The sequence below is a fragment of the Ligilactobacillus pobuzihii E100301 = KCTC 13174 genome (assembly GCF_000349725.1).
In the GTDB taxonomy this organism is placed as follows: domain Bacteria; phylum Bacillota; class Bacilli; order Lactobacillales; family Lactobacillaceae; genus Ligilactobacillus; species Ligilactobacillus pobuzihii.
Genome location: NZ_KB714697.1, coordinates 170,844 through 185,450, shown reverse-complemented (window position 1 = coordinate 185,450; position 14,607 = coordinate 170,844). Strand labels below are relative to the sequence as shown.

Here is a 14,607-nt window from a genome sequence, read left to right as displayed (position 1 = left end):
AGTAATTGGTTGTTCACCAAAAACATGAAACAATGACTAACAAATCATTGCTCAAGTAATAAGATAGCACATGAAGCCTAATATAACAAGGTTTTTGGCTTTATTTTGCAATTTTTTTGTCAAAAAGGCATATATATTAAAATATTCTAATGAAAAGCCTTACTTTGCCTATTTTCTACGTCTTTCAATGATTCTTAATGGTGTTCCTGTAAAGTCAAATGCATCACGAATTTGGTTTTCCAAGAATCTTTCATAAGAAAAATGCATTAGATCTGGATCATTAACAAAAAATACAAAAGTTGGCGGTTGAACAGCAACCTGTGTTCCGTAATAAATACGTAGCCGTTTACCATTTTCAGTTGGTGTTGGATTATGTGCAATAGCATCCATCAACACATCATTTAGCACAGATGACGAAACTCTTTGCTTATGATTATTATAAACTCTTTGTACTAATTGAGGAATTGTACTTAGTCGTTGATGTGTCTTAGCAGAAACAAAAACAATCGGTGCATAACTCAAATATTGAAACTCGTCACGAACAAAAGCTTCAAATTGTTGCATTGAATGATTTCCCTTTTTTAGTGCATCCCATTTATTGACTACGATAATAACACCACGTCCAGCTTCGTGCGCATAACCAGCTACATGCTTATCCTGCTCTCTAATACCTTCTTCAGCATTTAAGACAACACAAACCACATCACTTCGATCAATTGCTCGCATTGCGCGTAAAACTGAATATTTTTCAGTATTTTCATAAATTTTACCACGTTTACGGATACCAGCCGTATCTATCATAGTGAATTCAGTCTCGTTCTTTGTAGAAAATTTAGTATCGATTGCATCACGTGTCGTTCCTTCGATCCCTGAAACGATCACTCGATTTTCACCTAAGATCGCATTTACTAAGCTTGACTTACCTACATTTGGTCGACCAATAAAACTAAACTTGATCGAATCATCCTCATCATTTTTAGTATCATCAGGAAATGCCTGACAAATCTTGTCTAGCAAGTCACCAGTTCCGATACCATGAGTACCAGAAACAGGCACTGGATCGCCTAGACCTAAAGAATAGAAGTCGTATATCTCTGCTCGTGCCTCCGGATTATCAACTTTATTAACAGCTAAAATAACCGGTTTATCTGAGCGGTACAAAATTTGTGCAACTTGTTCATCAGCATCTGTGATCCCCTCTTGCACACTTACGATCGCAACGATCACATCGGCTTCATCGATCGCAATTTTAGCTTGTTCAGTAATTTGTGTGATCAATGGCTCGCTGCTGATTTCAATTCCACCAGTATCTATGATATCGAAATTTTGACCAAGCCATTCACTATGAGCATATATTCGATCTCGCGTAACTCCAGGCGTGTCTTCGACGATAGAGATCCGCTCTCCAGCTACTCTGTTAAAAATAGTGGACTTGCCAACATTCGGTCGGCCAACAAAAGCAACTACTGGATTAGACATATTATATCCCCTCTTTCAAATTCATAATATTTCTTCTATCTCAACAAAACCAACAATCAAAAAACCAGTCCAAGAACAGAATACATGGACTGGCATTAAATATCAAATTAGGTTTAATTTATTTGTTTAAATCGTCACCAATAATATCGCCTAATGTGAAACCTGTTTCTTCATCAGGGAAATCGTTGGAATCATTTTTGTGCGATTGTTTTTTCTCAGGCTTAGGTTCTGCAGCCGGTTTGTCTTGCAAAGCCTTGATCGACAATGCTAAACGATGACGTTCACCATCAACACTTAAAACCTTAGCTTTAACAGTTTCACCAGAAGTCAACACTTCGTTTGGTGTCGCAATATGCTTATGTGAAATTTGTGAAATATGAACCAAACCTTCAACACCAGGGAAGACTTCAACAAAGGCACCAAAACTCGTCAAACGCTTAACGGTTCCTTCAATAACATCACCTTCGGCAACCTTTTCGTTAATATCATCCCAAGGTTGTGGTAATGTTTGTTTGATCGACAATGAGATACGATCTCTATCAGGATCAACAGAAAGGACCTTAACTTTAACATCTTCGCCAACTTTAAGAACATCAGATGGTTTACCAACACGTTCATAAGAAATTTCTGAAACATGTACCAAACCATCAACGCCACCCAAGTCAACAAAAGCACCAAAGTTTGTTAAACGAGCAACTTTACCTTCAACAACATCACCTGCTGCTAGTTTACTCATAATTTCTTGACGTTTTTCTTCACGTTGCGCACGTGCAATTTCTTTATGGGAAAGAATCAAACGATTTTCACTAGGTTCGATCTCAATAATTTTAAGTTCAAGTTCTTGTCCCTTGAATTGACTTAAATCTTCCACAAAGTGATCAGAAACCATGGATGCGGGAATAAAGCCACGGACACCTGCGTCAACTACCAAGCCACCTTTAACAACTTGAGTGACAGGAGCTGTGATATTCTCACCAGCTTCAAATTTTTGTTCAATTTCATCCCAAACTTTGCGCGCTTCAAGTCTGCGTTGAGACAATAAGAAACTGCCGCCTTCTTTGTCAGAACCGATTTTTGAAATGACTACTAAGTCAAGGTTATCACCAACTTTAACTTGATCATCGATTTCTTCGGCTTTCATGCTCAATTCACGAGCAGGAACGACACCCTCGACACCTGTGCCTTCAATACCGACAATAACTTGTTTTGAATCGTCTAATGCCAAGACTTCACCTTTAACGACATCACCGATTTTTACAGGTTTAACACTGTTTAACGCTTCTAATAAATCCTTGTTTTCTGATTCACTCATGGACTAAGTCCTCCTTAACGACTAACTCTAAGGTATATCTTAACTGATTTTACCTAAAAATTCCAGTTAATTTTAATTTTTTTCGTATTCTTCAATAAATTCAAGTATTTTTTCGACTACCTCTGTAATATTTAGTGATGTTGTATCCAGTAAAATGGCATCACTAGCCTGTGTCAAAGGTGAAATTTCACGGTGTGAATCTTTATAATCCCTAGTTTTTATTTCATCTTCTAACGTTGCCATTGAAGTTTCTATGCCTTTTGATACATTTTCTTTATAACGACGGACAGCACGTTCATGCACACTCGCCACTAAGAAAATTTTTACCTCAGCTTGTGGCAAAACTGTGGTACCAATATCACGACCATCCATCACAATTGCACCAGCGGCGGCAATATCTTGCTGACGGTGAGTCATTTCCTTACGTACACTTGGTTGTGCTGAAACCAATGACACCTGATTTGTAACTTCAGGTAAGCGGATCTTTTTAGTAACATCTTCACCATTAACAATAACCAATTGCTCTGGGTCAGCAGGCACGAATTTTAATTCAAAGGAATTCAGCATCTCTGCCAATACCTTGTCATTATCTAACGCTATCCCCTGTTTTAATGCAGCATAAGTAACAGCTCGATACATAGCACCAGTATCACAATAGATATAATTTAATCTTTTTGCAACTAATTTAGCAACAGTACTTTTGCCTGCCGAAGCAGGACCGTCGATTGCAATTTGCATTTTTGTTGACATATTTTCCTCCAAAGTTTTTAGCTAAAAATTAATAGTTGGTCAAGTATGCTCCAAAATTAAAAATTTGCTTTAATTATTTTTTTCTCTTTAGTATAAGCAAATAAATAGAGGACAATCAAAACTTGAGCGCCCTCCGTATTATTGCTTATTACTTAATGCGTATCCTTTGTCCCGGGTTGATCGTGGAACCTGCACTTAATCCTGGATTAAGTTGAACAAGCTCGTCAACTGAAAGACCGTTATTCGCTGCAACACGATATAAACCTTGTCCAGCATCGACAGTTACATATGTTTGATCGTCAGATGACTGTTCAGAACTACTTTTTTCTTGTGAACTTGCTGACTCTTGTTGTCCACTTGACTGCGCCTGTTCTGACTGTGAAGTATTTTGTTGAGACGATGATGCTTTATTTTTAGACTCATTTTGTTCTTCGTTTTCTTTGCTACTTGCTTTGGCAGCAGCTGTTTTAGAACTTTTCTTAGCCGCTTCATCTTCAGAAGATTTCTTTTTTGCAGCTTTTTCTTTTTTATTAGAGGAAGAAATTACTTCTACCTGATCATCACTATTTAAGGTTTTATTAGACGATGTCTTTTGTGAAATAAAATAAAGTGCGATGGTTCCAATAATGATAATCAAAAAAATAACCAACAAAGAACTGGTTAAAACTGTGTTGCTTTTATTGTTCCGGCGCGTAGCTGAACGCGAATAATTGCCGTTACTATCCTTTTCATCCTCAAAAGTACTTTCCCAAGGTTTTTTAGTATGTTGGTCACTTTTCTTACTCATGAATCACACCTCCTTAAACTAACTCATAAGTATTTTACCATAGTTATTTTTTTTAAAAAAGAAAATCAATGTCAAAATAGTAAATTATCGAGCTTAAAGATATAAAACACTTCAATCAGCTCTTGGATTTTTTGCTGATCACCAAGAAACCTTAAATAGTTTCTGTAAAATTTCCTGGTATGATGCAGGCATTTCTTGCTTTTGCTCAGGCTTAAGTGCTTTTATTTGTTTAAAAAGTGATTCAATATCGATATTTTGTCCGCCTATTTGACAACAACATTTCCCATGTTTAACAAAGTTCACTTCGTCAAAATACTTTAAAATAAAGTTACGCTTACATTCACTAAAAGAAACATAGTCCACCATTTGTTGAATCGCGTGTAGCTTTTCTAGACGTCGTTGAGCAAATATCTGATTCATTTTTGCAAATGCAACCCCCATTTGCCGATAACGTATCACCAATTCTGCACTCTCATTTTCTTGACTTGCATTTTTCAATATTTCTGGATCACGTTGATATATTTCCAATTCATCGGAACTTGGAAGTGAACGTAAAGCTAATCGTCGTTGTAAAAACTGGTCACTTTCACTAAACAAAACAATAGCAATACTCTGTTTACTATCACGACCAGCACGCCCGATCTCTTGTACATAACTTTCCAGATCTTGTGGCATATGGTAATGGATCACATATCGAATATCTTGTTTATTGATACCCATCCCAAAAGCAGAAGTCGCACAGATCACATCAAGTTGTCCATTTAAAAACTGTTGTTGAACAGCATAGCGTTCACTGAAAGATAATCCCGCGTGGTATGAGGCAACACGTAAACCTGTCTTTTGCTGCAAAAGCTCTCCGACCTTATCACATTGCTTTTTACTAGAAAAATAAACGAGCCCCGGAGCAGGTAAACGTTGTGCAAAATCTATCAAATAATTATCTTTATCTTTTTCATCTACTGTTTTTTGACTAGCTAAATAAATATTAGGCCTGTCGACCGAATGTCTGATCACTTTAGTGTTTTCCGATAAATTCAATGAAGATAACATATCTTTTAACACTCGGTCAGTAGCTGTTGCTGTTACAGCCAATGTTAGCGGATCATTTAACTGACTTCTAACTTGCCCTAGGTTAAGATAATCAGGCCGAAAATCTGGTCCCCACGCCGAAATACAATGAGCTTCATCGATCACCAATAAACCAATATGTATGCTAGATATAGCACGTAAAACATCTTCGTTACGCAGCATTTCCGGCGCTAAATAAATGAAGGAAAAGTGAGCAAGGTTTTGCAAAACGTGCTTTTTTTCTTGAAATTTTAAATTTGAATTGATCGCAACGACACGTTTTTCGCCATTAAGCCGCAACTGTTCAACTTGATCTTGCATCAATGAAAGTAGTGGGGAAATGATCAGCACTGTTTGTTGCGTATATTTTCCATAGAATTGATAACATAACGATTTTCCTGTGCCAGTTGGTAAGATCGCAACAGTTGAATGGCCAATCAGCAAATTTTGAATAACTTCTTTTTGGCCAGCTTTAAAATCAGTAAAACCAAATGTCTTTTTTAGATAATCATACATTTTTTCCTCAATATTCAAGTGTTTCCCGACTCCTCTTGATAGCAAATAACCTATATTTGAAAAATGACAATTCCTCTTGTTCTGATTCAACCATTTTGTACTGCCATTTATCGATATCATCAGGCAACAGCTGTAACAATCGGTTCTCCTCTTCTGCATTTAAAAATAAGAAGAACGGAAAATCGATGTTAAAGATAGCAGCATTTAAAATATGTTCGCGTATAGTACTTTCTTTTAATCTTTTTTGCTGTGCGATATCTATGATCTTATTTCCCTGCTTAACTAATGCTAAAGCAGCATTGCTTTTCTCATACAACGAATTCTGGCTTCTAAAATGTTGAATAATACTAGTCAAGGTCGATCTACTTTCTACTATGTGTAAAGCAAAGCGACTAGTTAGATCTAATGAAACAACTTCGATCTCAGTCAGCGTTAACCCAGTTAGAGTTGATATTTGTTGAACTGTAAGGGGAATCGTATTGTGCCCGATAAACTGAGCACAAAAAATCCAAGCATCCAATTGATCTTCATTGCCTAAAAATTCAGTTAAATCATGTAAAAGACTATCTTGCAAAGCATGCATGCCATACTTTTTCAACCATCTTTTAACAACCATCTGGCATTCAAAGTTATCAACTGCAACATAATATCGTTTGTTTTCCCAGCTAGCTTCTGAAGCAACTTGAATCAGCAATCGAATCATCCACACTAAATCAGAAACGCGATAAATACTAAAGAGTTGAGGGCAAGCAAGCTGTCGATTTTCTTTAAGTTTGTTCTTATTGGCGATACCTAGTTGAGTTAAAGATACTAAACCGTCCTTGTTGCGTTTTAATTTTTTTTGTTGGCATAAAAAATCTATCTGATAGTCATAATATTGAGTATCTAATTGCGGATAAACGTTGATATAGTCTAGGATCTGGTAACGCATACCCCAAAATAATGCTGAATTTGACAACCTTTTTGTCAAAATTTGTCGAATTACTGCAGGACGTCTTGCTTGCTCTGCAGAAAAAAACAGCAGCCAGTTTTCGGCTTTGATTTCTGTCATGCTAAAGCCCCCAATAGTTAACTATTATTATTAACTTTTTTCCACCATTTTTTTCAAAGCAGCGATCTCTTGATTTGTTAATTCACGAAAATCACCTGAAGTTAAACCATCTAAATTCAAAAATCCATAAGTTTCTCGCTTTAATTTTTGAACTGGATGTCCCACCCCTTCTAGCATTTTTTTTACTTGATGATAACGGCCTTCATGAATAGTTAACGAAACTATGGCAGTTTCTTTTTTCTTGTCGATCGAGAGTACTTTAGCTTTGGCAGGTGAACTTTTGTGTTTTTTATCTAATTGAACACCATGACGCAATTGTTCAAGTTCTTTGTTTTCAGGGATACCTTTAACCTTTGCCACATATGTCTTATTCACATGATATTTAGGATGCATTAGCTTATTTGCTAGTTGCCCGTCATTTGTCATTAAAACTAAACCAGATGTGTCATAATCCAAACGGCCGACAGGATAGATCCTTTGCGAAACATCCGTAAAATAGTCAGTGACGACCTTTCTATTCTTGTCATCTTTAACCGCTGAAATTACCCCACGAGGCTTATACAATATAAAATAGACTTTCGAATCACTTTGTGTTAATAAATGACCATCGACTTCAACCGCGTCTTCGCCATTAACTTTTACGCCTAATTCTGTGACTTTCTTTCCATTAACACGGACTCTTCCGGCGGTGATCATTTTCTCACTAGCTCGTCTGGAAGCAACACCAAAATTAGCCATCATTTTTTGTAATCTTTCACTCATTATTTTCTTCCTTTTTTTGCCCCTCATCAGTTGCAACAGCTTTTTCGAATAAACCCATTAAACTGTCAGCACCAAATCCTGGTTCTTTTTGTTGATCTTGGTTTATTGTGGGAAGTTGTTCTATACTTGTTAACCCAAAATAATTCAAGAATTCTTCTGTTGTTTGGTACAAGATCGGCCTACCAGGCGCGTTTGACCTGCCTTGTTCAGAAACTAAATCAAATGCCGTTAATTTCTGTAACATTCCACTAGATTGGACTCCGCGTATTTCATCGATCTCGATCCGAGTTATCGGTTGACGATATGCAATAATTGCCAAAGTTTCTAATGCTTGAGCTGATAAAGTGGTCATCGTTGGTGATTCAAAGTAATTTTTAACTAACGAAGCAAAAGCCTTTTTCGTCGTCAGCTTAAAATGATCGCCAGTCTGCATCAGCTCAAAACTACAAGACTTATCACTGCTATACTTTTTTTGCAATTGTTTTAATTGTGCTATAACAGCAGGCTTCATAATGCCACATAATTGAGCAAGGTCTGTCACAGTGATCCCGTCGTTACCGCTAATAAAAACCAAGCTTTCAATTTTTGCTTGATTTGAAAGCATCCTTATCACCACTTATCATTTCAATTTTTTTAAAATTATCGGACTGAAACATTTTGATGTGTCCCTTTTTCACCAATTCCAACAAAGCCACAAAGGTTGTTACGTATAACTCGATTTCAAATTCAGCTGAAAATAGTGAATCAAACTGTACAGGCCCTTGTGCTCCGTTAACTTTTTGTTCTAAACGAGTCATTTCTTCTTTAATAGTATACTTATCATTTGTAACACTTCTTTGAATCGGTGCTTGTTTTTTTTGCCGTAGCAAAACTTTTTTAAACGCTTTTTCTAACTGAGAAACATCCATTGTATCGGCAACTAATTTACCTAGCTGTGCTTCAGCAGGTACTAACGCTGGTTCTCGCTCAAAGTGTTGTGAACGTTCAGCAAATTTGCTCTGCAATTGTTCAGCAGCTTTTTGATATAATTGATGCGTTAATAATTGTTGTACTAAGGAATCACGGGGATCTTCGTCTAAATCTTCCGTAGTTTCATCTGAATTGTCTCCAGTCTGCTGTGTAGGTAAAAGCATGCGACTTTTGATATTCAACAACATTGCAGCCGTAACAAAATACTCCCCAGCGATATCTAACTCCATTTTTTTCATTCGATGGAGATAGTCAATATACTGAGAAGTTATTTTAGTCATTGGAATATCATAGATATCCATTTCATTTTTCTTTATTAAATGCAATAACAAATCAAGTGGGCCTTCAAAATTATCAATTTTAAAAGTTAAATCATCAAAAGTATGCATTTGTGTTCCCTTATTCTTGTCCATGGTTTTTTTCCCACTTAGTTAGCAATGGAGCTACTTCAAAGCTACCCATCATTTTATGATCAGGATAACGTTGAGCAAGGGAGGTAAACATCTCAAAAGAAACGCCTTCCTTACGATATTGTGGTGAAACGGCAACATGACGAACCATTACGATCGCATCATCGATCTCTGCTCCAATAATTCCACAAAAATCTCCATCATCGTTTTTCCATAAAAACAAGCAACGGTCATCTTGGGCTTCATACCATTCGATCTCTGTTAAAAGTCGTGAAACTTCTTTTAAATTGGGAATAAAAGACAGTAACCCCATTGCAATTTTTTTATAGTCATTTTTATATTTATAAAGCATTTAACTCCCCCGTGGTTCTAGCATTATATGCAACAATATCACAATTAAAGTTGTAAAACAAATTTCGAAAAATTTATCTATAAAAAGCCTAAATCTTTATACATGGATCTTTTACGCACGAGGATGTGTTTTATCATAAATTTCACTTAATCTACGTTTAGATAAATGGGTATAAATTTGTGTAGTTGAGATATCTGCATGCCCCAGTAATTCTTGTACGATCCTCAGATCTGCACCATTTTCTAGGATATGCGTTGCAAATGAATGACGTAAAGTATGTGGCGTAATATTTTTAGTGATCCCTGCTTTTTGCACCTGAATCTTAAGGTTTTTCCAGATACCTTGGCGTGTTAGTTGATTACCATGAAAATTTAAAAACAAAAAATCGGAACGTTTTTCTTTTAATAGTTTAACTCGCCCGTGTTCTAAATATTCATCGATCCAATAAGCGGCCGTGTCGCCAATCGGAACGATCCGTTCTTTTTGTCCTTTCCCGATCGTCTTAAGCAAACCTACCGGTAAATGAAGGTCAGCTAATTTTAAATTAATGACCTCACTGACCCTTAATCCAGTCGCATACATTAACTCCAAGATTGCACGATCCCTCAGACCTAATGGTTCCCCAACATTTGGAGTTTCCAATAATTGTTCGACTTCATGTCGTGAAAGAACTTCTGGTAAGTGTTTCTCTTGTTTTGGAGTATCGATTAAATTCATCGGATCAGTGGTGATTTTTTTTTCATGTATCAAGTATGAAAAAAAGCGTCTTAAGCTTGTTACACTCCGAACGATAGATGAATTTGCCTTTTTTCGTGCAGTTTCTTCTTGCAAATATGCTGTAATATCCTGACGTGTGACTTCCGAAAATTTATCGAAATTTTGCTTTTTTAAGTATTTTACAAACTGATCTAAATCATTACGATAGCTGGTTACTGTGTTAGCGGATAAACCACGTTCAACGGTTAAAAAATGCAAATAATTGACTACGAGTTCATTGATGATGGTCATCTCCCAACAACTGCTTATTCTGACAATCTTGACATAAACCTAAAAAAGTAAGACGGTGATCTGATACTTTAAAATGATAATTTCGTAAAACTAATTGCTCGACATCACTCAACAAATCCTCATGGATCTCGACAGTTTTACCACATCTAGTACAAACCAGATGATGGTGAAAGTGATTTTTATCCTCTGTTCGTAAATCATACCTAGCCACTCCATCTTCAAAAGAAACACGGGTCAACAAGTTTAAATCGGTTAAAATGTCTAATGTACGATAAACAGTTGCTAAGCCGAAAGAAAAAGAAGCTCGTAGTAACTCAATATATATTTCTTCAGCAGATAAATGTTCTTGGTGATGTTCAAGCAAAACTTTAACGATTGCTTGACGCTGAGGGGTCAACTTAAAGCCTGCGTTATGCATACAATTTTGAATTTTTGACATTTCATGTTTTGTATCCATTACACTGCCTCCCTTTGACATTATTCGTTTAAGTAAATCTTACCATTTTCTTGTCTAGCTGCCCCAGCCTTGAGTAAGTGACCCAAAGCACGCTTGAATTGTCCTTTACTGATCCCAAAATACTCTTTGATATCGTCGGGACTACTTTTATCAGAAAAGTCCAACACACCACTTGAGTGTTGTAAAGCAGCCAGGATCATTTGCGCATCATCACCAATTACCTCATAAGCACGCGGCTTCAATGACAAATTAAGGGTTCCATCATCACGAATACCGATCACCCTAGCATCAAGCACTTCACCCAGCCGTGGCTCTTCTTCTCGTTGCGAAGGGTGGATAAAACCTAAACAATAGTCTTTAGTTATAACCCTGGTCCCTACCTTTTTCAAACGGTAAGCCACACACTTCACATTTTGATTTTTCATTGAAGAATCTGCCTTTTGACTAATTCCTTGAAACATTGTTTCTGTTGCTAGATCACCCCAAAGGCGCCCTTTTTTATCCACTTTTAAACCTACCATTAACTTATCATCTTTTTTAGGCCAGATCTCATGTTGTTCAGGTAGATCATCTAAAGAAACAACTATATCTTTATTGGGAAGACCAATGTCAACAAAAACTCCTAAGTCACGTTGGACGGATACAACAGGCCCCCATGCATAACGACCGATACCTGTTTTAGGCGTATTTTTAGTCAATTGCAAATGATGGTTTTCGTTCTCATAGGCAAACCCGGTCAACTTACTACCAATTTTAGGCAATTTTTTTAATTCAGATTTTGGGGTTTTGAATGTTTCCCCTTCAATTTGAGAATAAATACTTCTCTCATTCTCATCTGTGACAACTGCAGTCACGATTCTTCCAAGAATATCTTTTTTCATATTGACTTCTTCCCTTTATTTAAAACTCAAACCCAGTAACGAAACGATGCAATAGGTCATCCCACTAGCAATAACCGGTCCAGCAGCTACCCCACGTAAGAAAACCACCCCGCAAATCGTTCCAAAAACTAAAGCAACTGTGACTTGCGGTGAAGCTGAAAGTTGGTCAACTCCATAGCGTGAAAGCACAGCAACAGCGACACCGCAGGCAATTGCGATCCAACCAGCCGGAGATTTAAAAACGCTCACTAGGTCTCTAAATTTAATTTCACCTGTCGCAATCGGAACTAAAATCGCTATTGAAATTATGGTAACTCCCCAGTTGATCCCTTTACTTTGAATCGTCGGAAGCCACTTAGTTGCAAAAGGTAACGCCTTAATGACCATCACTGTCACCGCTGCTATGATCAATGACATATTTTTACCAAATAATGCTATTGCCAAAACCAATAATAAAAATAACCAACTCTCCATTAAAATATCCATCCTAACTTTAAAACTTCTCTTAAACATTGTAACGGATAAATGCTTAAAAAGCTAATTAGACTTTATTTTATCGCATCATAGATACATGTTTTATGGCAAAAGTAGTTCAAAAGAAAAAACAACTCAAAGCCCAAAAGCTTTGAGTTGTTCCATAAATAACTATGGTTATTATATTTTTATATTACAATGCGTTAGAAGCGCCATGGTAAACAATACCGCGACGTGAATCAACGGTAATAACTTCACCTTCCGAAATTGCTTCGGTAGCTTCAGTAGCACCGACAATCACAGGAATACCCATGGAAATACCAACCACAGCAGCGTGTGAAGTCAAGCCACCATTTTCAACAACTAGTGCTGAAGCCTTTTCGATAGCTGGAAGATAGTCTTTATCAGTATTCTTTGTAACAAGTACACAACCTTCAACTGATTTGTCGATTGCTTCTTGAGCTGAGTTAGCAATTACAGATTTTCCAATAACTGTTTCATCACCAACACCTTGACCTGCAACGATCTTTGAGCCAATCAATTGAATCTTCATCACATTAGTTGTCCCTTTTTCACCAACGGGAACACCTGCAGTGATCAAGATCAAATCGCCCTCTTTAGCAAAACCTTCTGCCTTTGCCTTTTCGGTAGCTAAAGCGAACATTTCATCAGTCGAAGCTGGTGTATCAGCTAAAACAGGATGTACACCCCAGTTAACTGACAAACCACGACGTGTACGCTCATCAAATGTGACTGCCAAAATATTTGCATCTGGACGGTATTTTGAGATCAAACGTGCAGTATGTCCTGATTTAGTAGCTGCAACGATCGTCTTGATGTTCAAATTACCAGCTGTTTCAGCAACTGAACGAGCAACTGCTTCTGTAACATCTGTCTTATCAAAGTCATTGATAGAGAAAGTCTTATGCTGACGTAAAGTATTTTCTGCCTTAACATCAATGCGTGCCATTGTAGCAACTGACTCTACGGGATAATCACCATTAGCAGATTCACCTGAAAGCATAGTTGCATCTGTACCATCAAACACAGCATTAGCAACGTCAGAAGCTTCAGCACGTGTTGGTCGTGGATTTTCTTGCATTGAATCAAGCATTTGTGTAGCAGTGATAACTGGTTTGCCAGCAGCATTACATTTCTTGATCAAGCTCTTTTGTACCAATGGAACATTTTCAACTGGGATCTCAACACCCATGTCACCACGAGCAACCATCAAACCATCAGAAACTTTCAAAACTTCATCAAAGTTATCGATACCTTCTTGAGATTCGATCTTAGGGAAGATCTGCACGTGTTCCATATGTTTTTCTTCTAATAGTTCACGAATATCCAAAACATCTTGTGGTTTACGCACAAAAGATGCAGCAATGAAGTTGATCTCATGGTCTAAACCAAAACGAATGTCATCGGAATCTTTTTCTGTAATACCGGGTAAATTGATTGAAACGCCAGGAGCATTAACACCCTTCTTAGAGCCTAAAACACCGTTGTTAAGAACTTTACATACAAGTTCTCTATTTTCATCGTCTTTCTTTTCAATTTGCATATCGATCAAACCATCATCAAATAAGACATGGCCGCCTTCATGCACATCGTCATACAAGCCTGGATAAGTTACGGCAATTTTTTCATGTGTACCCTCGACAGAACTATCCATCGAGATCCGCACTTCGTCACCAATCTCAAATGAAAGCTTTCCTTCTTTTTGAACTGTAGTTCTGATTTCGGCACCCTTTGTATCTAACAAACGACCGACCATTTTACCAGTGACCTTCTCGGCCTCTGTAACTACATTCATTCTGCCTAATTGTTCTTCATGGTCACCATGAGAAAAGTTAAAACGGAAAACATTAGCTCCTGACTCGATCAATTTAACGATTGTATCTAAATCAGAACTAGCAGGTCCAAGTGTACTTACGATCTTGGTCTTTTTCATTATAAGTTACCTCTCCTTTGGAAAATAAAGTATTGTAAAATCACTTAAAAATAGTTAGAAACTCAAAAGATTAAGTGTGTTACCTACAGTTAATTAAAATCTGACGCGGTCATTTAACTCTAAGAGCGATAAATCGGTTTGATGCTTGTGGTTTTCAAGTGTATCAATGATCTCTGTAGCAATAAGCTTGTTATTATGAACACCTAAAGCTAGGCCACCTTTACCCTCAAGTAATAATCGCACAGCATAATCACCCAACTGGGTCGCAAAGACGCGGTCCTTAGCAGTTGGTTGACCACCACGTTGAACATGTGCCAAAGTTACGGCACGACTATCGAAGTCGCCATGTTGGTCAAGCTCTTCCTTGAAATTCTGAG

At 37.2% G+C, this 14,607-nt stretch carries 16 protein-coding genes; all 16 read right to left on the bottom strand.

Annotation, left to right across the window (positions count from 1 at the left end; genetic code table 11):
• Window positions 1–168: 168 nt before the first annotated feature.
• Entirely contained in the window at window positions 169–1,479 is a 1,311-nt protein-coding gene (gene der / locus LACPOB_RS0107135) for a ribosome biogenesis GTPase Der (RefSeq protein ID WP_017868146.1), read from the bottom strand.
• A gap of 118 nt (window positions 1,480–1,597) precedes the next feature.
• The gene (gene rpsA, locus LACPOB_RS0107130; protein ID WP_017868145.1) at window positions 1,598–2,791 is read right to left on the bottom strand and encodes a 30S ribosomal protein S1; all 1,194 of its coding nucleotides are present in this window, start codon (window positions 2,789–2,791) and stop codon (window positions 1,598–1,600) included.
• Window positions 2,792–2,863: 72 nt separating this feature from the next.
• Window positions 2,864–3,541, bottom strand: coding sequence for a (d)CMP kinase (cmk, locus tag LACPOB_RS0107125; protein ID WP_017868144.1), 678 nt, complete (start codon window positions 3,539–3,541; stop codon window positions 2,864–2,866).
• A gap of 148 nt (window positions 3,542–3,689) precedes the next feature.
• A complete protein-coding gene (locus LACPOB_RS0107120) occupies window positions 3,690–4,328 on the bottom strand; it encodes an SAG1386/EF1546 family surface-associated protein (RefSeq protein WP_017868143.1) in 639 nt (212 codons plus the stop codon).
• 138 nt (window positions 4,329–4,466) lie between these two features.
• Complete coding sequence (locus LACPOB_RS0107115) at window positions 4,467–5,930, bottom strand: RecQ family ATP-dependent DNA helicase (RefSeq protein WP_017868142.1); 1,464 nt, start codon at window positions 5,928–5,930, stop codon at window positions 4,467–4,469.
• Complete coding sequence (locus LACPOB_RS0107110; protein ID WP_017868141.1) at window positions 5,920–6,963, bottom strand: helix-turn-helix domain-containing protein; 1,044 nt, start codon at window positions 6,961–6,963, stop codon at window positions 5,920–5,922. Before LACPOB_RS0107110 ends, LACPOB_RS0107115 begins: the two co-directional genes overlap by 11 nt.
• Window positions 6,964–6,993: 30 nt before the next feature.
• Window positions 6,994–7,725, bottom strand: a complete 732-nt coding sequence (locus LACPOB_RS0107105; RefSeq protein ID WP_017868140.1) for a pseudouridine synthase — start codon at window positions 7,723–7,725, stop codon at window positions 6,994–6,996.
• Complete coding sequence (gene scpB, locus LACPOB_RS0107100; protein WP_017868139.1) at window positions 7,718–8,329, bottom strand: SMC-Scp complex subunit ScpB; 612 nt, start codon at window positions 8,327–8,329, stop codon at window positions 7,718–7,720. Before scpB ends, LACPOB_RS0107105 begins: the two co-directional genes overlap by 8 nt.
• Window positions 8,304–9,107, bottom strand: coding sequence for a segregation and condensation protein A (locus LACPOB_RS0107095; RefSeq protein ID WP_017868138.1), 804 nt, complete (start codon window positions 9,105–9,107; stop codon window positions 8,304–8,306). The genes scpB and LACPOB_RS0107095 overlap by 26 nt, the downstream gene beginning before the upstream one ends.
• Window positions 9,094–9,456 (bottom strand): GNAT family N-acetyltransferase, encoded by a 363-nt coding sequence (locus LACPOB_RS0107090; RefSeq protein WP_017868137.1) that lies wholly within the window; start codon window positions 9,454–9,456, stop codon window positions 9,094–9,096. Before LACPOB_RS0107090 ends, LACPOB_RS0107095 begins: the two co-directional genes overlap by 14 nt.
• A 111-nt stretch (window positions 9,457–9,567) precedes the next feature.
• Entirely contained in the window at window positions 9,568–10,464 is an 897-nt protein-coding gene (xerD, locus tag LACPOB_RS0107085) for a site-specific tyrosine recombinase XerD (RefSeq protein ID WP_017868136.1), read from the bottom strand.
• On the bottom strand, window positions 10,448–10,921 hold the full coding sequence (locus tag LACPOB_RS0107080; protein WP_017868135.1) for a Fur family transcriptional regulator: 474 nt from the start codon (window positions 10,919–10,921) through the stop codon (window positions 10,448–10,450). The genes xerD and LACPOB_RS0107080 overlap by 17 nt, the downstream gene beginning before the upstream one ends.
• Window positions 10,922–10,941: 20 nt before the next feature.
• Complete coding sequence (locus tag LACPOB_RS0107075; protein WP_017868134.1) at window positions 10,942–11,802, bottom strand: CvfB family protein; 861 nt, start codon at window positions 11,800–11,802, stop codon at window positions 10,942–10,944.
• Between the two features lie 15 nt (window positions 11,803–11,817).
• Complete coding sequence (locus tag LACPOB_RS0107070; RefSeq protein ID WP_017868133.1) at window positions 11,818–12,276, bottom strand: DUF441 domain-containing protein; 459 nt, start codon at window positions 12,274–12,276, stop codon at window positions 11,818–11,820.
• 193 nt (window positions 12,277–12,469) lie between these two features.
• Window positions 12,470–14,230, bottom strand: coding sequence for a pyruvate kinase (gene pyk / locus LACPOB_RS0107065; protein WP_017868132.1), 1,761 nt, complete (start codon window positions 14,228–14,230; stop codon window positions 12,470–12,472).
• Between the two features lie 93 nt (window positions 14,231–14,323).
• Window positions 14,324–14,607: 6-phosphofructokinase (locus LACPOB_RS13090; protein ID WP_017868131.1), on the bottom strand; the 284-nt coding region annotated here is incomplete at its 5' end.